Below are 17,996 nucleotides of genomic sequence, written 5' to 3' on the forward strand. Positions count from 1 at the left end.
GGCTTTTTTTCGTTGGGGGCAAGAAGGGTCCCGGAACTCGGGGGACCGGACGGGGTCAAAAGGCGAGTCCCTGGGGCGAAACGGCGTCGGGGGCGGCCGAACCTCCGGCCGCCCCCGATTCCATGCCCCATCCCTCAGACCGCGACAGCCTCCCGCTTCGCACGCGCCGCCCTGATGCCCTCACGCCGATCCGTGAACGACGTCGCCTTCTTGTCCAACTGGGCGATGAACGCGGCGAGTTCCTCCCGCGCGGCCTCGCCCTCCGCGCCGAACCCGTCCCGCTCGAAGACACGCAGCTTGCGCAGGATGGGCATGACGACGCTGTCGTGGTGGAGGCGCAGGTCGTAGATGCCGGCGATGGCGATCTCCGCGGACTTGCGGCCGAAGTCCTTGATGGTGGAGCCGGGCATCTCGAAGCCGACGACGACATCCCGGACGACCTGCATGGCGGTGTCCGGCGCGAGCTCGAACGCGGCCTCGACGAGGTTGCGGTAGAAGACCATGTGCAGGTTCTCGTCCGCGGCGATCCGCGCGAGCAGCGCGTCGCACAGCGGATCCGTGCTCACCTGCCCGGTGTTGCGGTGGGAGATGCGCGTGGCGAGTTCCTGGAACGCGGCGTAGGCGATCGCGTGGAGCGCGCTGAAGTTGTCGGGCCGGTCGTAGCCGCCCGACATGTGCACCATGCGGGCGCGTTCCAGGGCCTTGGGGTCGACGGCCCGGGTGACCAGGAGGTAGTCGCGCAGCGCGGTGCCGTGCCTGGCCTCCTCAGCCGTCCAGCGGTCGACCCACGTGCCCCACGCGCCGTCCTTGCCGAACTCGGCCACCGCGAAGTGGTAGCCGGGCAGGTTGTCCTCCGTCAGGAGGTTGACCACCAGGGAGGTGCGGGCCACCTCCGGCAGCGTGGCCTCCTCCTCCGTCCACGCCTCCCCGCCGAGGCGGCCGTCGAACGTACGGCCCTCGCTCCACGGGATGTACTCGTGCGGAAACCACTCCTTGGCGACGCCGAGATGGCGGTGGAGGTTGTCCTCCACAACCGGCTGCAGTTCGGCCAGCAAGGAGTGCTCGGCTCTCGCGACAAAGCGGTCGGATCGGTCGATGGGTGGCATCGTGCTCTCTTCTTCACATCGTCGCGGGAGCCGTCGACTCCCGGCGCAGACCTGACGGTTACGGGTTCTGTGCGGACCGGGACCGGATCGCGGGCGCCGCCACGGCGGCGGCCACGGCCCCGATGGCGCAGGCGAGGAACACCTGCAGATAGCCCTCGTCGTCGAGGACGTTGTGGCGCTCGAGGATGGCCGCGAGGGCGGCGATACCGAGGGCGCCACCGATCTGGCGGGTCGTCATGAGCAGACCGGTGCCGGAGGCGAAGCGCTGCGGCGGCAGCGAGGCCGTCGCCGCGTTGGAGATCGCGGTCAGCGCCGCACCGATGCCGATGCCGGCCAGGATGCCGATGGGCAGCCAGACCGCCGCGTACTGCTTCTCGGTCCCGAGCAGCAGGTACATCGCGGCGCACGAGGCACCGAAGAGCGCCGAGCCGATAACGACCGCCAGCCACTGGCTGGCCGGACCGACCCGGCGGCCCACGATCATGGCCCCGATCGCGGCGGCGAACGCACCCGGCGTCACCGCGAGACCGGCCTTCAGCTCCGAGTAGCCCCACACCGCGTTCAGGAAGAGCAGGGAGCTCAGGAGGTAGGAGTACATGGCCGCGCCGAAGAGCAGCGAGGTGGCATTGGTGGCCGCGAAGGAGCGGCTGCGCCACAGGTCCAGCTCGAGGGCGGGCGCGGAGTGCCGCTTGGAGAGCACCAGAGCCACCGCCAGGAGCGCCGCACCACCGATCAGCAGGCCGAGCACACGACCGCTGCCCCAGCCCCACTCGGTGCCCTGCGTCACGCCGAAGACGACACCGCCGACGCCCAGCGCCAGAGCAAGGGTGCCGAGCGGGTCGGGCAGCCTGCGCCCGGTCGGCGCGTCACCGACGAGCTTGGCCGCGCCGGCCAGGATCGCGAGCCCGATCGGCAGGTTGATCAGGAAGACGCTGCGCCAGCCCCAGACGTCCACCAGGAGTCCGCCGAGGCTCGGACCCACGGCGGCGGCCATGCTGCCGACCGCGCCCCAGACGCCGATGGCCACCTGACGGCGGGCCGGGGGCGTGTGCTGGAGGACCAGTCCGAGTGCCGAGGGAATGAGCCCGGCGGCACCCACGCCCTGGAGGGCACGGGCGGCGATGAGCATGGGCACGCCCGAGGCGAGCCCGCTGAGCAGCGAGGCCACGATGAACACGGCCGTGGACACCAGGAACAGCTTCTTGCGTCCGATGACGTCGGCGACCCGGCCGGCGACCGCCAGCAGCGCCGCGAACACGACGGTGTACGCCGTGACGACCCAGGTCAGCTGGGACAGCGAGGCATCGGGGAAGTCGGCACGCAGATCGGAGAAGGCGATGTTCACGACCGTGGTGTCGAGCACGGCGAGGAACGTGGCGCCCGACGCGACGAGCAGGGCGAGTTTGGCCGAGGCCGCGGCCGCAGCGGAGGTCCGCGCCTGCTCGGCGTCCTCCGACTGCTCTGTCTTGGCCGGACCGGCGTCCGACGAGTGGGGTGAGGCGGTCGTCATGCGAGGTGATCCCTTCGTCTGATGCGCCGCCGTCGCCCGGTCCGCAGCGGCCGCACCCGCCACACAAAACTAAACGACCGTGCGTACATTTAAAAGGGGGCACACACCGATTCAGGCGCGATGAGACCCATCGCTGGCCGAAAGGTGCTCGGCGGGCAGCCGCACGACCACGGCCCCGACCCACCCACCCCGCCCACGTATTCACGCGCGGGCGCCCGGACCGAGAGCCCGCTCCGTCAGCTCCTGCGCCGCCCCCGTGTAGGCGGCCGGGTCCAACAGCCCTTCAAGTTCGCGCGCACCGAACAAGGACGCGATCTCAGGCCGGCCGGCGAGGATCTCTGCGAGGGAGCTCCCCGTGGCGGCACTCTCCGCCGACGCACGGCTCACCACCTCCTTCGCCGTCGCCTTGCCGAGCGCCGAAGCCAGCACCGCCGCAAGCCGCTCGGAGACGATCAACCCGCCGGTCAGCCCCAGGTTGGCCCGCATGCGCTCAGCCGACACCACCAGCCCGCCCACCAGCTCGCGCGCGGTGTACGCGGCCCCACCCGCCAACCGCAAACACTCACGCAACGGCTGCCACTCCGCATGCCAGGCCCCGGCCGACCGCTCGTCCTCGGAGAGCATCGCCTGCGTCAGCACACTCGCGTACGCGGGCACCTGAAGAGCGGCCGAACGGATCAGCGTGGCCAACGCCGGATTGCGCTTCTGCGGCATCGCCGAGGAGACCCCCCGCCCGGCCGCGGCAGGCTCCGCCACCTCGGCCGTCTCGGTACGCGCCAGCGACTGCACATCCACCGCGATCTTGCCCAGCACCCCGGTGACCACAGCGAGTTCACCGGCCAGGGTGGCGACCGGCGCACGGTGACTGTGCCAGGGAAGCAACGGCGCACGCAGACCGGTCTCCTCGGCGAACCGCTCCGTCAACCGCCGGGCGTACGCATCCGCCATCGGCTCCCCCCGCTCCTCGCGGTGCAGCCGCTCGTACTCGACGTACCCCGCCAACGTGCCGGCCGCCCCGCCGAGTTGAACGACAAGCCCCTCCGCCCGCACCCGCCGCAGCCGCTCCGCCGCCCCGTTCACGGCCACCAGCCACCCGGCGGACTTGAGCCCGAACGTCGTAGGTACGGCATGCAGCGCAAGCGTCCGCCCCGCCATCAGCGTCCCGGTGTGCGCACCGGCCAGAGCCCGCAGCGAACCGGCCACAGCGTCAAGGTCGGCCAACAGCAGGTCCAGCACCCGGGCGGCCACGAGCATCAACCCGGTGTCGAAGATGTCCTGACTGGTCGACCCCCGGTGCACATAGTCCGCGGCCTCAGGATCCTTGGCCGCCACCAACGCGGTGAACGCCTGCACCACGGCCACGACCGGATTGGCCGCACCCCGGCTGAGCACGGCGAGCTCCCGCAGATCCAGCTGTTCGGCACGGGCCAGCCCGCTGATCGTCCGCGCCGCGTCGGCGGGCACGTTGCCGAGCCCCGCCTGGGCGCGCACCAGCGCCGCCTCCGCGTCGAGCATCGCCTGAAGCCACGCCAGATCGGACGTGGCCTCCTCCGCGGGAGTACCGGCGCGCACGGGGCTGAGCAGCCCGGCGTCGATGTCGAGGACGCTCACCGCGTCAGCTCCCCCATCATCTCGTTGTCAGGTCGAAGGGCCGCCGCGGACGCGAGCACGGCACACGCGATCGCGTCCGAGTCCTGAAGCGTCACCGAGTTCACCCCGGGCCGTATCCCGGCCGCCGTGGCCCAGTGCACGGACTCCGTGGGCACGCCGAAGGCGAAGCGGCGCGGATGCGCCCGCCCCTCGGCGTCGATCAGCCGGAACGGCGCGTCGGTGACGGCGAGGCCACCGGTCTCGTACGACGTCCCCTCGGGGTCGGCGACCTCGTGCGGCCGGCACTGTCCCGACTCCAGAAGCATCCGCAGCAACGGATCGGCGGTGGTGCGCAGGTCGATCTCCGGCAGCCGGGCCTCGATCAACGTGGTGGCCGACGTCCGGGAGCCGGGGACCGCGGGGGACTCGACCGCGAACACCCCGCCCGCCTCGTCGGCCTCGGCGCGCGCGTCGGGCCCGAGCACGCGCAGCACCCCCGCCTCGATCAGAGCGATCGCCTCCTCGATCCGGCTGGCGGGCGGACCGATGGAGAGGAACCCGTTCAACGGCGTGTACCACCCCTCCAGATGCTGCCGGTGCGAGCGCCCCGTGAGACCCCCGTGGTCGACGACGAGCCGCAGCTCGTTGCGCAGGTCACGCAGCACGTCGAGCGCGGCCTTGAGCGGACCGTCGACATTGCCGGTGCGCGCCGCCACGAGGTCCGCCCGCAGATGACCGACGAGCCAGTCCCGGAAGTCCTCCGGCGAGACGAAGGCCCGTCCCTCGTACGGTCGGGCGATCCGGTTCCAGTCCCAGCGATCGGCGGGGGCGACGCCGAACTCGTCGAGGAGGTCCCGCTCCTGCCGGCTGCCCGGCGCCGCCGCGAGGTAGGCCTCGCGCAGCCGGCGCGCGTCGCCCGCCCGGTCGGCGGCCGTGAGCAGCGCCGTGTAGTAGACGGTCTCGACCTCCTTGGAGACCAGCGGCCACACCGTCTCACGGAAGTCGATCCCGCCCCGCCGCCGGGACCGCGCCCGCAGCTCCTCGATCATCTCGACGGTCAGCACGGCCGGTTCGTGCCGCCCGTGCGCGCCCTTCTGGTTCTCGCCCCGCGCGTGGAAGGGCAGACCACGGCGGGAGCCCGCGACCATCCGGGGCTCTTGGCCGGACGGCAGGTACACCAACCGGTCACCCCGCCGCTCGAACCGCCCGCCCCGCCCGAGCGTGAACAGTGCCATGTAGTCGAAGAAGTTGAGCCCGAGCCCGATCAACGCGACCGTCTCGCCCGCCGCCACCTTCGTCAGGTCCACGTCCGCCGGATTGGCGGGCGTGACATAACCGAGCCCGTGCCCCGCGGCGAAGTCGCCCAGGTCGCGCTGGCGTCGGGAGTGCCGTACCGGCAGGTGCCCCTGGGCGAGGACGACGACGTCGAGGCCCTTCACGAACGTGCCGTCGTCGAGCCGCACGCACTGGGTGCCGTCGGGCTCGTCGTCGAGCGCGACCGCGCGGGCGCGGTGCACGACGGTGGTCAGGCCGCTCGGCGCGGTCTTCGTGACCCGCTGGAAGACCCACTCCAGGTAGTGGCCGTAGAAGGACCGGGTGGGGTAGGAGTCGGGGCCGAGCGCGCGTGCCTCGCCGAGGACCCGTTCGTCGTGCTGCCGACCGTCCATGGGGCCGATGAGGGTGAGGAAGCGCGCCCACTCGTACAGGCTCGGCCCGGGGACGAGCGCCCCCTCGATGCGCACGCTGTCGTCGGTGAACATCGTGACCTGGGAGGCCACCGTGTTCATCAGCAGGTGCTCGGACTGGTCGGTGCGCCACACCTGCCCGGCGCCCGGCGGATACGGGTCGACCACGTGCACGGTGATCGTGGTGTCGTCCGCGGCCGCAGCGGCGTTCGCACACAGCCGTTCGAGGACCGAGAGGCCGCGGGGCCCGGCACCGATCACGCAGACGTCGAGCCGTCGGCTGGTCATAGTCACTCTCTCCACTGGGTCGGAAGTCGTCGTGGGCCCGGTCGGCCGCCCAACGGGTGACGGCTGGGGTCTTTCGTCTGGATCAGGCCGGATCAGGGGGCGGGGTCCGGTGCCGTGCGTCGCAAGGCGGAGGAGGGCGGCAGGGCGGAGCCCTGCCAGCCGACGACATCGCGCCGGGGCGCGGCACCGGGACCCGCGAGCCCGGCGTGATCCGAACGCGAGGCCCTGAGGCACCGGCGCCTCATTTCCCCGCGGCCGCACCGCTCAGGCTCAGGCCCTCGGGAGCCCGCCCCTGGATCAGGCCACGCCCGAGCACTCCGCGGGCCAGGGCGTCGTTGAGGTGGGCCCTGCCGGAGGGGCCGTGGGCCGACGGCGCCTCGGCCAGCTCCTTCAGCGCGTCCACCGCCGCGCCCAGCTCCAGCGCCAGATCCGTCAGCACCTCCACGACCGCGGCCGCGTTGGAGCTGAGGATGTCCGTCCACAGGTCGGCGTCGCCCGCAGCGATCCGGGTGGCGTCGCGCAGCCCCTGCCCGGCGAGTTGGAGGTGGTCCTCGTCGCCGTGCAGCAGCCGGGCCGCGAGAAGGCTCGCGACCAGGTGCGGGGTGTGCGAGACGAGGGCCACCGCCCGGTCGTGCTGGGAGGGTTCCATGACCACCGGCCGCGCCCCGCAGAGTTCGGCGAGTGCCGTGGCCCGGCCGACCGCCCGCTCACCGGCGCTCTCCGCCGGGGTCAGCACCCAGGGCCGGCCTTGGAAGAGATCGGCCTGGGCCGCGAGCGGGCCGGACTGCTCCCGGCCCGCCATCGGGTGCCCGCCCACGAAGCGGGCCAGGTCGCAGCCCAGTTCCGCCGCCTCAGCCTGCGGTCGCACCTTGACGCTGGAGACGTCGGTGAAGTCGTGGGCGAGCCCCCGCAACTGCTGCTGGTGCAGGGACGTCGCCACATGCTGCGGTGGTACGGCGAGAACGGCCAGGTCCACCGGTGTGCGGGGCGCCCCCACCACCCCCGCGCCGAGGTCGGCCGCGGTGTGCGCCGCCTCGGGGTTCTCGTCGAGGAGGTAGGGGGTGATGCCCCGGCCCCGCAGGGCCAGGGCGATCGACGTGCCGATCAGACCCGTTCCGACCACCGCGACACTGCGCATCAGCGGGTGCGCCACAGCACGGGGAGAAACTCGGGGTCCGCGTAGTCCGGCGTCCCCTGGGCGGTCTTTCGCACCACGACGTCGTGGTTGTACGAGACCTCGGTGCCGTCGGAGCGGCGGAAGGCGCGGTAGCGGTTCTCGCCGTCCTGGAGGTGGAAGGAGATGGCACGACGCGGCCGGTCGCTCACGTTGGCACCGCTGCCGTGGTAGGTGCGGCAGTGGTGGAAGCTGACGTGGCCCTTGGGGATCTCCATCGGGATCTTGCGCACCTCGACGCCGTTGTACGCGGCGTTCTCCTCCAGCATCTGGTCGAGTTCGCTGCGGTCGCGCTCGGCGAAGTGCAGGGAGGTCGCGTCGTTGGCGGCGGTCTCCTTCCACCGGTGGCTGCCGTCCACCATCGTGATGGTGCCCATCTCCTCGCCGCAGTCGTGGAAGGGGATGAACGCGGTCAGCATCCGCTCGGAGGTGGAGGTGGCCCAGTAGTGCCGGTCGAAGTGCCAGGGCACGATGTTCGACTGCTCCCCGGCCACCGGCGGCTTGTAGATCAGGGTGGACTGGAACACCCGTATCTCCTCGGCCTCGGCGAGCCGCGCCGCCACCGCGCCGAGCAGCGGCTTGCGCAGGATGCGGCCGATGGTGTCGTCCTCGTAGTGGATGTAGTCGTTGTGCCGCTGCACCTTGCCGTGTCCGGGCTCCCAGTAGGCGAGCTTGGGCGGGCGCACCGGCAGGGTCCGGTCACGGTGACCCGCGTAGAAACGCTCGCTGGCCGACTCCAGGAGGTCGATCTCCTCGTCGGTGAACAGCTTCTTGGACAGGTACCAGCCGTGCTCGAGGTAGGAGTCGACTTCCTCGTCGGTGGGCAGGAGCGCGCGCTCCTCGTCGGTCAGCGTGAACAGTGCGGTGTCGTGAACAGTCACGGTCTTCCTCAACTACTGCGATCGCGGGCAGGGTAGGGCGGGGGTGCGAGGGCGTGAAATGCCGTTACGGCGTCAGGCCATCGCCTTCTCGCGGGCCACGGCCTCGTAGAGGGCCTTGATGTTGCCGCTGCCGAAGGTGCGGGCGCCGTGCCGGTCGATGACCTCCCAGAAGAAGGTCTTCCGTACGTGCATGGACTGGGTGAAGATCTGGAAGACCTGGCCCCAGTGGTCCTGGTCGACCAGGACGTTGGTGCGCCGCAGGTCCTCCATGCGCAGGTCGGGCTTGTCCAGACGCTCCGCCAGCTCGTCGTAGTAGGTGCCGGGCGTGTCCAGGAAGGTGACGCCGCGCTCCTCCATGGCCGGGACGGTGGTGACGATGTCGTCGGTGAGCAGGGCGAGATGCTGCACGCCGGCACCGCCGTGACGGGCCAGGAAGGTGTCGATCTGGCCGGGCTGACGGTCGGTCACGGGCTCGATGAGCGTGAAGGTGACCTTGCCGGACGGACTCTGGACCACCTTGGAGTCCATGGCCTGCTCGCCGACCTCGATGAACTCCTCGAAGATCTGGCTGAACCCGAAGACCTTCTCGTAGAAGGCGACCGTCGGCCGCAGCTCGCCGGCCGGCAGGCAGATCGCCGCGTGGTCGACGGTGTGGAGCAGCTGCTCGCTCTCGTCGGGGTCTGCGACGAAGATGTCCATCGTGCCGGGCAGGAAGTCGTCCCGGTCGCCGGTGCGCTGCACGAACCGGTGGGCGACGTCGCCGAAGCCGAGCACGGCGGCGGTGACGACCTCGGTGCCGCACCGGCTGTGCACGACGGGCTCCTCCACGGCGGTCGCCCCTCGCTCGACCGCCGTCTCGAACGCCTTGGCGGCGTCGGACACCTCGAAGGCGATGTTGGCCACGCCGTCGCCGTGCTGGGAGACGTACTGCGCCGCCGGGTGGTCCGGGGTCAGCGCGGAGGTCAGCACGACGTCGATGCCGCCCTGGCGCAGCAGCAGGGACCGGCTGTCCGCCTGGCCCGTCTCGGGGCCCGCCTGGCCGCGCACCCGGAAGCCGAACGCGGTGCAGAGATAGAACGCGGACTGCTGGGCGTCGCCGACGTAGAACTCGACGTGGTCCACGGCTCCGATGTTCACGTGCTCTCTCCCTCTAACTGTCGCTTGGTGCGGGTGCTGGCGGTGCCGAACAGCAGGCTGACGTTGTGGCCGCCGAAGGCGAACGAGTTGGAGATGGCGGCCTCGACCGGGGTGCGCCGCGCCTCGCCGCGCACATGGTCGAGGTCGCAGGCCGGGTCCACCTCGTCGAGGTTGTGGGTGGGCGGCAGCGCGCCGCGCGAGATGGCGAGGGCGCAGATGGCCGCCTCCACCGCGCCGGAGCCGCCGAGCAGATGCCCGGTCATGGACTTGGTGCTGCTCACCGCGGGCGAGCGGTCCCCGAACACGGCCCTTACGGCCTTGGTCTCGGCGACGTCGCCCAGCTTGGTGGCGGTGCCGTGCGCGTTGATGTAGCCGATGTCGTCGGGCGTCAGACCGCCCGTCGTGAGGGCCTTGCGCATGGCCTGGGCGGCTCCCTCGCCGCCCGGGCGCGGTGCGGTGGGCTTGAAGGCGTCGGTCGTGGCGCCCCAGCCGAGGAGGTCGGCGTAGCCCGCGGCGCCGCGGGCGTCCGCGTGCTCGGCGCGCTCGATGACCAGCACCCCGGCGCCCTCCGCCAGGACGAACCCGTTGCGGCGGCGGTCGAAGGGGCGGCTGGCCGCCTCCGGGTCCTCGTCCCAGCCGCTGGCCAGCGCCCGGGCGTGGGCGAACGCCAGCGCGGAGGTCGGGTTGAGCGGGGCCTCGGCTCCGCCGCAGACCACCACGTCGGCCTCGCCGTACCGGATCAGCCGGGCGGCCTCCGCCACGGCGTGGGCACCGGCGGCGCAGGCCGTGGCGATGGCCGAACTCCAGCCCCGGATGCCGTGCTTGATGGCGATCCGGGCGGCCGCCATGTTCGGCAGCATGCCGGGCAGCAGGTAGGGGCTGACCGCCGTCGGGCCGCGCTGGACCCGCTCGTGGGTCTGCGCCTCGTACGTGGTCAGGCCGCCGGCGCCGCTGGAGACGACCACGGCGACCCGGTCCGGGTCGGCGTCCCGGCCGACCACGAGCCCCGCGTCGGCGAGGGCGTCGTCGGCGGCGGCCAGGGCCATCAGGGCGTAGCGGTCGACGAGCCGGCCCTCGCTGGGCGGCAGCACCTCCCGCGCCTCGATGCCGGGGGCGATGCCGGCGGTGCCCACCGTGCCGTCGAGCAGATGCCCCTCCGGCGGCCTGCGCAGACCGGACTTGCCGTGGCACAGGGCGTCGAAGGTGTCGGCGGCGCCGCGGCCGAGCGGGGTGAAGGTACCGAGCCCGGTGATGACGGCGCCCGAGTGCGCGGCGGTCATACGGCCACCTGCTTCGCGGAGGCCTCCCGGCCGAGCAGTTCGCCGTCGAGGAAGCGCTGGCGCAGCACCAACTTGCGGACCTTGCCGGTCGCGCCGAGCGGGATACGGTCCGGGCTGACCACGACCACGCGCTCGACGGTGCGGGCGACGTGCGGGTCCAGCGCGGCGAGCACCTCGGCCGTGCGGTCGGCCTCCTGGTCCGCCGCCGGGTCCAGCATGAGCAGCACCGAGGTGACGACCCGGCCGTCCTTGGGCACGGCGACGACAGTGCACTCGAGCACGTCGGCGCAGTCGGCGAGGACGCGCTCCTCGCAGAGCATGGTGTAGAGGCGGTGGCCGTCACCGAGGTCGACGGCGTCCACGAGACGGTCGACGTGGTAGTAGTAGCCCTCCTCGTCGCGGAAGACGAGGTCGCCGGTGAGGAAGTAGCCGTCCCGGCGGGTCCGGTACGTGGTCACCGAGTCGTTCCAGTAGCCCAGCGACAGCGTCGGCGCGCTGATGGCGAGCTGGCCGACCTCGCCGACGCCGAGCTTCTCGCCGTCGTCGTCGACGACCGCCACGTCGGAGAAGGCGTGCGGCTTGCCGATGCAGCGGCCGTAGCGGCTGGTGTCGAGGGTGTGGGTGATGTGGAACTGGGAGTGCCCCATCTCCGAGGAGCCCAGGCCGTCCACGAAGAACGAGCCGGGAGTCTGCACCCGCCCCCGCGCGGTGACGGACTCCCGCGTGCCGGTGGCGATGAGCTTGCGGATGTGCGCCTCGTGCGCGCAGTCCCCGGTGTTCCACCAGGTGCGCACGGAGGCCAGATCGCGCTTCGACAGGTCCTCCCCGGCGAGTTCCGACCAGGTGGCGGCGAAGCCGAGGACGCTGGCCGGCTGCCAGGACTCGATGGCGTCGAGCACCAGGGAGCCGGTCTGCCGGGACACCACGGCCAGCTGGGCGCGGTTGGTCAGGGCGAGGTTCACGGCGATGACGGTGGCCGCGTGCGCCGACGGCAGCGCACCCAGCATCCGGTCCAGGCCCTGCCCCTTGGGCAGCGACAGCCGGTGGCGGATGGCCGCGAAGAGGCTGTGGTGGGAGTGGGTGACGGCCTTGGGCAGGCCGGTCGTACCGGAGGAGTGGGTGATGACCACGGGCTCGTTGCCGTGGTGCCGGTAGGGCTTGGGTGCCTCGGCGGGGTCGCCCTTGCCCAGGTCGGCCGGGTCCGCGAGCAGCGGTGTGGTGTTGCCTGCCGAGGACAGCCCGTCCCAGTGCGGGACGTCGGCGATGACCCCGACGGCCCGCAGCCGCCTGATGTACTCGGCCGCCTGCTCGGCGGGCAGCCTGCCGTTGATGAGCGCGGGAATCGCGCCCAGGCGGGCGAGCGCCAGGTAGCTGAGGACCTGGTCGGCGCCGTCCGTCACCCAGACGGCGACCGGGTCCCGGGGCTTGACCCCGAGGCCGTGCAGCGCGGAGGCCCGGGCGGCGACGCGCTCGCCGAGCTGGGCCAGGGTGAGGGCCTGCCAGGCCGGATGGCCGTCCACCTCGGTGTCGAAGGTCAGGGTCGGAGTGTCGAGGCCGGTGCCCCGCTCGATCAGTGTGGTCAGCACGTTGCCCACGCCCAGCCGTTGATCGGCCGCGAGTTCCGCGCGCTCGTTCTTCGGGTTCATTCCCGGGGTCCCCTACTTTCGGGCCTTGTGTCTCGGTCTTCGCGTACGGCATCGCCGTCTCGGACTCGCCGCGTACTTCGCGTACGGCGGGTCCCGTCCCGGTCTTCGCGTACGGCTTTGCCGCCCCTCCCGCCCGCCGCCGGGGCGGCCGGGCCGGGAGGGTGCGCGCAGGTCAGGCCGTTTCCGGCCGAGGGATCACTTGGCCGCGGCAGCGGCGGCGGAGGCCCGGTCGACGATCTCCTTGACGAGACCGGAGACGGTCAGGAGCGCGACGGTCTCCATCTCGTCCTCCTCGAACTTCACTCCGTACGTGTCCTCGACCTGGATGGCTATCTCGGCGACGGAGAGGGACTCCAGGTCCAGGCCGGCCGGGCCGAGCGGGGTGTCGCCGGTGACCTCGGAAACGTCGTAGTTCATGTTCTTCAGCGCCTCGATGATGAACTTCTCGACCTCAGCGGACATTTGATTGACTCCTGGTTCATGGATGGGTTCGTGGATGGGCACCCGGGGCTGGACCCGGACACGGTGACGGTGCTGTGGTGCACCACGGACGGAGACGAGCGCCGAACGGCACGCTCCCTGCTGCTGCGGAACGCGGCTGGAATGCTCGGCGTCGCGGAGTCCGAGGTCTGGGTGGAGCACGAGCCCGGCGGCCGCCCGTATCTCGGCGGGGCCGGCGAGGCGTTGCGCGTGAGCGTGGCCCACACGCGCGGAGCACTGGCGATCGCCCTCACGGGCAGGGCTCCGGTGGGTGTCGATGTGGAAGGGGTACGAGAGCTACGCGCCGAGGCGATGGCCCGGGCGTGGCTTCATCCCGCAGAGGCGGCCTGGATCAGCGGGCTGCCCGAGCAGGAACGCTCAGTTGCTTTCCTGTGGTTGTGGACGCAGAAGGAAGCGGTCGGCAAGGCACTGGGCCGGGGACTGCGCGGCGGGGGCATGAGCCGTTGTATGCCGCTTCCGGAGCACTGGCCTCCCGGCCCGCGCACTCCGTCGGTCCCCTGCCCCCTGCCCGGCGTCGACGATGTCGTGTCCTTCGCGGTCATGGTGGATGACGGCCGCCATGTCGTCGGCGTCGCGCTGCACGGTGACGCCGGGGACGGTTCAGACGGTGGCGGTGTCCGCGTCCAGGTGCGCCGGATCTCCTGCGGCACCCGGATCTGACTCCGCGGCCGGGGCCGCGGACCGCAGGGCCGCCCGGAGGGTCTCGGCGTTGCGCACCGGTTTGCCGGTGACGGTGCGTGGGAGTTCTGGCAGGGCGTGCAGCGTGCGGGGCCGTTTGTACGGTGCGAGGCGCGCCGCGAGCAGGGCGGCGAGGCCGTCGAAGACCTGCTGCTCCGCCACCGTCACGAAGGCCTCGATGCCGGTGCCCTGGACGACCACCGCGTCGGTGACCCCCGGCAGGGCGATGAGGGCCTGTTCGACCTCGGCGAGGTCGACCTTCAGTCCGCCGATGGAGACCTGGGAGTCCAGTCTTCCGTGGACCGTCAGCAGGCCGGTGGCCTCGTCGAAGCTGCCCGCGTCCTTGGTGCGCAGCCATCCGTCGACGAAGCGGGTCGGGTCGGCCGGTCCCACGTACGGGGTGTCCGGCAGGCCCAGGAGGATCTGCCCGTCCTCGACGCGTACCTTCATGCCGGGGGCCGGGGTGAGACCGGGGCGGTTGGTTCCGGAGAGGTCGGTGGCGATGACGCCGGCTTCGGTCATGCCGTACATGACGCCCAGATCGGCACCGTAGTTCCGGGTGAATCGTTCCCAAACATCCGTTCTGACCAGTTCGCCGCCGACGATCATCCGGCGCAGCTGGGGAAGACGGGGCGGCGTCTGGGGCGCGGTGAGGAGCGCCGCCTGGGAGGGGACTCCGAGGATGGTGGTGGGTTCGTCGCCCGCGGCGACGGCCTTGAGGATCCCGTCGACGGTCTGGGTGCCGGGCAGGACGACCTCCGTGCCGGAGGCGAGTCCGTGCAGCAGTCCGCCGACGAGGCCGAGGACGTGGATGATCGAGGCCAGCACGACGGTGCGTTCGCCCCTGCGGGGAAAGCCGTCGAGCCGGGCGTACCGGTCGAGTTCCTCCAGGAGGCTGCCGACCGTGCGGCCGATCACCTTGGAGGGGCCGGTCGATCCGGAGCTGAGCTGGAGCAGTGCGTGCGGCGAAGCGGCCGGGCGGCCGCCGTGCAGCGGGGTGATGCGGGTGCTGACGTCGAAGAATCCGCGCAGGCGCCCGGTGACTTCCTCGACCGGCTCGACGACCAGCTGCGGCGTGAGCCGCGCGACCGCCTTGCCCACCTCGTAGGTGGTCAAGCGGTGGTCCAGCAGCGCGACTTGGGCTCCTGTACGCCACCCCGCGAGCATGGCGACGATACAGGCCAGGGAAGGGGGCATCCGTACGGCGAGCGTGCCCCCTGTCACCAGGCCGGCGGCCCGCAGACGCTCCTGCTCGTCGGCGACGAGCCGGCGCAGCTCCTCGAGACTCACGGGCCTGCCCAGGTGGAGGGCGGTTTTTCGGCCGTCCCCCTCGAGTAATATGTCGTCGATCCAGGCGCCTTCTACACAAACGGCCCTTTTCGGCACCGCGTCCCCCACTGGAATCCCCACCAATCAAAAACTTGGAACGGGCTTGCCGCCGTCCTCGCTCCCCTGTAGCGGCATGTTCATCGTTACTCACTACCTGCGAGTAATCAAGCGAAGTTTTAGTGAGCTATTGCACGTCTCCAAACGCCCGTAAAGCTGTTTTCGGGCACGCCGAAGCGCCCATTCATCCAGCGATAAAAAGATGAATGAGCGGCGACCCGGCGGGTCGAAACTAATTCACTTCCGAGTAACCCCCGAGGGGCCGAAAAGCCGGACACTTGGAGCACCCATGAGGGCCATGACCTCTTCGAACTCCTCCATGAGGGCGCGGAGCACCGCAGTCGCCCCGGAGCTGCCGGAATGCACGAGCCCCCAGAGAACGGGACGCCCGACAAAAACGGAATCCGCGCCGAGACAGAGCGCCTTCGCGATATCGGCGCCGTGCCGTACCGCACCGTCCAGGATCACCGGACATCGCCCGGAGACAACCTCGGCAATCTCAGGAAGCGCTTCCACAGCGGTCTGGGCGAAATCGAGCTGACGCCCCCCGTGATTGGACACGACAATGCCGTCCACCCCGTGTTTCAGGGCGAGCTCGGCATCCTCTCCGGTGAGCAAGCCCTTCAATACGAGCGGCAGCGACGTGCGTTCCCGAAGCCACGCCAGGTCCTCCCAGGTGATGGAGGCGTCGAACTGCTCCCGGGAATGCCGCGCGATGGCGGACTCGCCGGCTGCGTCGACATGGGAGGCGGCCATGACGGAGGAATCGACGTTCACCGCGCGTATGCCCGCCGGGACGGCGAAGCCGTTGCGTGCGTCCCGCGGACGGTGGGCGACTCTCGGGGCGTCGACCGTCAGCACCAGCGCGCGGTACCCGGCCGCCTCCGCCCTTCGAACAAGATCGATCATCAGTTCGCGCCGTTTGAGCCAATAGAGCTGGAGCCACAGCGGGCCCGTCGCCTCCGCGGCGATGTCCTCCAGACTACGGCTCGCGAACATGCTGACCGTGAAGAGCACACCGGCGTCGCCCGCGGCCCGCGCTGTCGCCAACTCCCCATCGGAGTCGGCAAGTTGATGGTAGGCCATGGGCGCGATGCCCAGCGGTGCCGCGAGGTCGGCCCCCAGCAGCGAGGTGCGGGGATCGCAGTCCGAGACGTCGACGAGACAGCGTGGCCTCAGCCGGATCCGGTCGAGGGCCTCCCGGCCCGCCGACAGCATGGACTCGGTTCCGCTGCCCCCCGCCAGGAAGTCCCACACCGGGCCGGAGAGCCGCTCTCTGGCCACCGTCTCGTACTCGTGAAGCGCCAACGACACCACCGCGAACACCCCCGTGTTCATAGCTCGCTCTTGCGCGTTCGAACCGTGCCCCAACTAACCGCACGGGCGTACACTAACCGAACTCTCCCACATGTCCGCACGGTCGTCCACATAATGCTGTCACCGGCGTGTCACGACCGCGGACGTCCCCCGACGGGAGGTATCGAGGAGGTGTTCCTTGGCAAGGACAGGCACGGACGGACGCATCGAACGCGGCAACCAGACCCGGCGCGCGATCCTCCAACGAGCCGTCAGGATCGCGTCGGTCGAGGGCCTTGAGGGCCTGTCGCTCGGTCGCCTCGCGGGCGAGCTCGACCTCAGCAAGAGCGGTGTGTTCGCCCTGTTCGGATCGAAGGAGGAGCTGCAGCTCGCCACCGTGCGCGCCGCCATCAAGGTCTTCATAGAGCACGTGGTGCAGCCGGCCCGCGCCCTGCCCCCCGGCCTCGGCCGGCTCGAGTGTCTGTGCGGCAACTGGCTCGCCTACTCGGCGCAGCGCGTCTTCCCCGGCGGATGCTTCTTCTACTCCGTCTCCGCCGAGTACGACGCCCGCCAGGGCAAGGTGCACGACGCCGTGGCGAGCGCGCACGGCAACTGGTTCACCCTCATGGAGCAGACGATCGACGAGGCCAAGGACGTCGGCGAGGTCTGCACGGCCACCGACTCCGCCCAGCTCGCCTTCGAGCTCGTCGCCCTCCTGGAAATGGCCAACGCCGAATCCGTACTGCACGGAAACTTCACCTGTTACAGCAGGGCCGCCGACGGCATCGCCAGTCGGCTGCGCGGCGTCGCGACGGATCTGTCGCTGCTGCCCGACACCCTTGAACCGCCCGTGACCGCAGAGCTCGCGGGCCTGGACCGGAGGCATCATGCCGTTTGATCCGCAGTTGCAGACCCTGTACGACCGGCGCGCGGCGGAGGGCGTCAGCCCGCTGTACACGATGACGCTGGAGGAGGCGAGGGCGGCCGACCTCGCGGCCATCCAGGCCGAGGCCGGCACCCCCGAGCCGGTCCACGAGGTGCACGACCTCACGATCCCCGGCCCCGGCGGAGACCTGCCGGTACGTGTGTACCGCCCGTCGGGCGAGGGCCCGCTGCCCGTGCTCGTCTACTTCTTCGGCGGCGGCTGGACCCTGGGCTCCCTGGACACGAGCGACGCGCTCTGCCGGAACCTGACCAACTCCGTCGGCTGCCTCACCGTCGCCGTCGGCTACCGCCTGGCCCCCGAGCACAAGTTCCCCGCCGCCCCCGAGGACTGCTTCGCGGGAGTACGGTGGGCCGCCGAGCACGCCGGCCGGTTCGGCGGGGACGCGAACCGCCTGGCCGTCGCCGGTGACAGCGCCGGCGGCAACCTCGCCGCGGCCGTGACCCTCATGGCCCGGGACGCGGGCGGCCCGGACATCCTCACCCAGCTGCTCGTCTACCCGAACACGGACTACCTGGCGGACACCCCGTCCCGCCGGGAGAACACCGACCCGCTGCTCTTCAACGACAAGTCGGTGCACTGGTACTGGGACAACTACCTCACCACCCCGGACGACGGCACCCACCCCCTGGCCTCCCCGCTGCGCGCCGCCGACCACTCCGGTCTGCCGCCCGCGCTGGTGATCACCGCCGAGTACGACCCGCTGCGCGACGAGGGCGAGAGCTACGCCGAGCGGCTGCGGGAGAGCGGAGTGCCCGCCGAGGCGATCCGCTACCGGGGGATGGCCCACGGCTTCTTCACCATGTCCGGCACGCTCGACGCGGCCCGCCGTGCCGTGGAGCAGGCCGCGGCACACCTGCGCACCGCCTTCGCCGACGCCACCACGAAGGGCTGA

Annotated in this window: 15 protein-coding genes; 3 read left to right on the top strand and 12 right to left on the bottom strand. The window is 71.3% G+C overall.

The window, feature by feature from the left end:
• Positions 1–134: 134 nt before the first annotated feature.
• The 10 genes from AC067M_RS21550 to AC067M_RS21595 form a co-directional block, all read right to left on the bottom strand.
• The gene (locus AC067M_RS21550) at positions 135–1,106 is read right to left on the bottom strand and encodes an acyl-ACP desaturase (protein ID WP_478698621.1); all 972 of its coding nucleotides are present in this window, start codon (positions 1,104–1,106) and stop codon (positions 135–137) included.
• Between the two features lie 58 nt (positions 1,107–1,164).
• Positions 1,165–2,616: an MFS transporter gene (locus tag AC067M_RS21555; protein ID WP_478698622.1), complete on the bottom strand. Its 1,452-nt coding sequence runs from the start codon at positions 2,614–2,616 to the stop codon at positions 1,165–1,167.
• A gap of 201 nt (positions 2,617–2,817) precedes the next feature.
• Positions 2,818–4,227 carry a nitrosuccinate lyase gene (locus AC067M_RS21560; protein WP_478698623.1) on the bottom strand — a complete coding sequence of 470 codons (1,410 nt, stop codon included), beginning with the start codon at positions 4,225–4,227 and terminating at the stop codon, positions 2,818–2,820.
• A complete protein-coding gene (locus AC067M_RS21565; RefSeq protein ID WP_478698624.1) occupies positions 4,224–6,179 on the bottom strand; it encodes an FAD/NAD(P)-binding protein in 1,956 nt (651 codons plus the stop codon). The genes AC067M_RS21560 and AC067M_RS21565 overlap by 4 nt, the downstream gene beginning before the upstream one ends.
• Positions 6,180–6,420: 241 nt before the next feature.
• Positions 6,421–7,317 (bottom strand): prephenate dehydrogenase, encoded by an 897-nt coding sequence (locus tag AC067M_RS21570; protein WP_478698625.1) that lies wholly within the window; start codon positions 7,315–7,317, stop codon positions 6,421–6,423.
• Positions 7,317–8,234, bottom strand: a complete 918-nt coding sequence (locus tag AC067M_RS21575) for a phytanoyl-CoA dioxygenase family protein (protein ID WP_478698626.1) — start codon at positions 8,232–8,234, stop codon at positions 7,317–7,319. The genes AC067M_RS21570 and AC067M_RS21575 overlap by 1 nt, the downstream gene beginning before the upstream one ends.
• Before the next feature lie 72 nt (positions 8,235–8,306).
• Complete coding sequence (gene hppD / locus AC067M_RS21580) at positions 8,307–9,371, bottom strand: 4-hydroxyphenylpyruvate dioxygenase (protein ID WP_478698627.1); 1,065 nt, start codon at positions 9,369–9,371, stop codon at positions 8,307–8,309.
• Entirely contained in the window at positions 9,368–10,651 is a 1,284-nt protein-coding gene (locus AC067M_RS21585) for a beta-ketoacyl-[acyl-carrier-protein] synthase family protein (RefSeq protein WP_478698628.1), read from the bottom strand. The genes hppD and AC067M_RS21585 overlap by 4 nt, the downstream gene beginning before the upstream one ends.
• Complete coding sequence (locus AC067M_RS21590; protein WP_478698629.1) at positions 10,648–12,297, bottom strand: class I adenylate-forming enzyme family protein; 1,650 nt, start codon at positions 12,295–12,297, stop codon at positions 10,648–10,650. Before AC067M_RS21590 ends, AC067M_RS21585 begins: the two co-directional genes overlap by 4 nt.
• Before the next feature lie 195 nt (positions 12,298–12,492).
• Positions 12,493–12,759: a phosphopantetheine-binding protein gene (locus AC067M_RS21595; protein WP_478698630.1), complete on the bottom strand. Its 267-nt coding sequence runs from the start codon at positions 12,757–12,759 to the stop codon at positions 12,493–12,495.
• 30 nt (positions 12,760–12,789) lie between these two features.
• Here AC067M_RS21595 and AC067M_RS21600 point away from each other — a divergent pair, with 30 nt between their 5' ends.
• The gene (locus AC067M_RS21600; protein WP_478698631.1) at positions 12,790–13,458 is read left to right on the top strand and encodes a 4'-phosphopantetheinyl transferase family protein; all 669 of its coding nucleotides are present in this window, start codon (positions 12,790–12,792) and stop codon (positions 13,456–13,458) included.
• On the opposite strand, the gene AC067M_RS21605 is transcribed toward AC067M_RS21600, so the two are convergent.
• Both AC067M_RS21605 and AC067M_RS21610 read right to left on the bottom strand, forming a co-directional pair.
• Complete coding sequence (locus AC067M_RS21605) at positions 13,399–14,766, bottom strand: class I adenylate-forming enzyme family protein (protein ID WP_478698632.1); 1,368 nt, start codon at positions 14,764–14,766, stop codon at positions 13,399–13,401. The two genes, AC067M_RS21600 and AC067M_RS21605, sit on opposite strands and share 60 nt — an antisense overlap.
• 333 nt (positions 14,767–15,099) lie before the next feature.
• Positions 15,100–16,200: an alpha-hydroxy acid oxidase gene (locus tag AC067M_RS21610; RefSeq protein WP_478698633.1), complete on the bottom strand. Its 1,101-nt coding sequence runs from the start codon at positions 16,198–16,200 to the stop codon at positions 15,100–15,102.
• 157 nt (positions 16,201–16,357) lie between these two features.
• On the opposite strand from AC067M_RS21610, the gene AC067M_RS21615 reads away from it, so the two are divergent.
• Positions 16,358–17,056, top strand: coding sequence for a TetR/AcrR family transcriptional regulator (locus AC067M_RS21615; protein ID WP_478698634.1), 699 nt, complete (start codon positions 16,358–16,360; stop codon positions 17,054–17,056).
• Positions 17,046–17,996 carry an alpha/beta hydrolase gene (locus AC067M_RS21620; protein ID WP_478698635.1) on the top strand — a complete coding sequence of 317 codons (951 nt, stop codon included), beginning with the start codon at positions 17,046–17,048 and terminating at the stop codon, positions 17,994–17,996. Before AC067M_RS21615 ends, AC067M_RS21620 begins: the two co-directional genes overlap by 11 nt.

The sequence above is a fragment of the Streptomyces sp. NPDC043427 genome (assembly GCF_056436655.1).

Excerpts from the sequence above, each read along its gene's own strand:
- AC067M_RS21555 (WP_478698622.1), bottom strand. The coding sequence starts at position 2,616 with ATGACGACCGCCTCACCCCACTCGTCGGACGCCGGTCCGGCCAAGACA.
- AC067M_RS21550 (WP_478698621.1), bottom strand. The coding sequence starts at position 1,106 with ATGCCACCCATCGACCGATCCGACCGCTTTGTCGCGAGAGCCGAGCAC.
- AC067M_RS21595 (WP_478698630.1), bottom strand. The coding sequence starts at position 12,759 with ATGTCCGCTGAGGTCGAGAAGTTCATCATCGAGGCGCTGAAGAACATG.
- AC067M_RS21565 (WP_478698624.1), bottom strand. The coding sequence starts at position 6,179 with ATGACCAGCCGACGGCTCGACGTCTGCGTGATCGGTGCCGGGCCCCGC.
- AC067M_RS21585 (WP_478698628.1), bottom strand. The coding sequence starts at position 10,651 with ATGACCGCCGCGCACTCGGGCGCCGTCATCACCGGGCTCGGTACCTTC.
- AC067M_RS21590 (WP_478698629.1), bottom strand. The coding sequence starts at position 12,297 with ATGAACCCGAAGAACGAGCGCGCGGAACTCGCGGCCGATCAACGGCTG.
- AC067M_RS21620 (WP_478698635.1), top strand. The coding sequence starts at position 17,046 with ATGCCGTTTGATCCGCAGTTGCAGACCCTGTACGACCGGCGCGCGGCG.
- AC067M_RS21570 (WP_478698625.1), bottom strand. The coding sequence starts at position 7,317 with ATGCGCAGTGTCGCGGTGGTCGGAACGGGTCTGATCGGCACGTCGATC.
- AC067M_RS21610 (WP_478698633.1), bottom strand. The coding sequence starts at position 16,200 with ATGAACACGGGGGTGTTCGCGGTGGTGTCGTTGGCGCTTCACGAGTAC.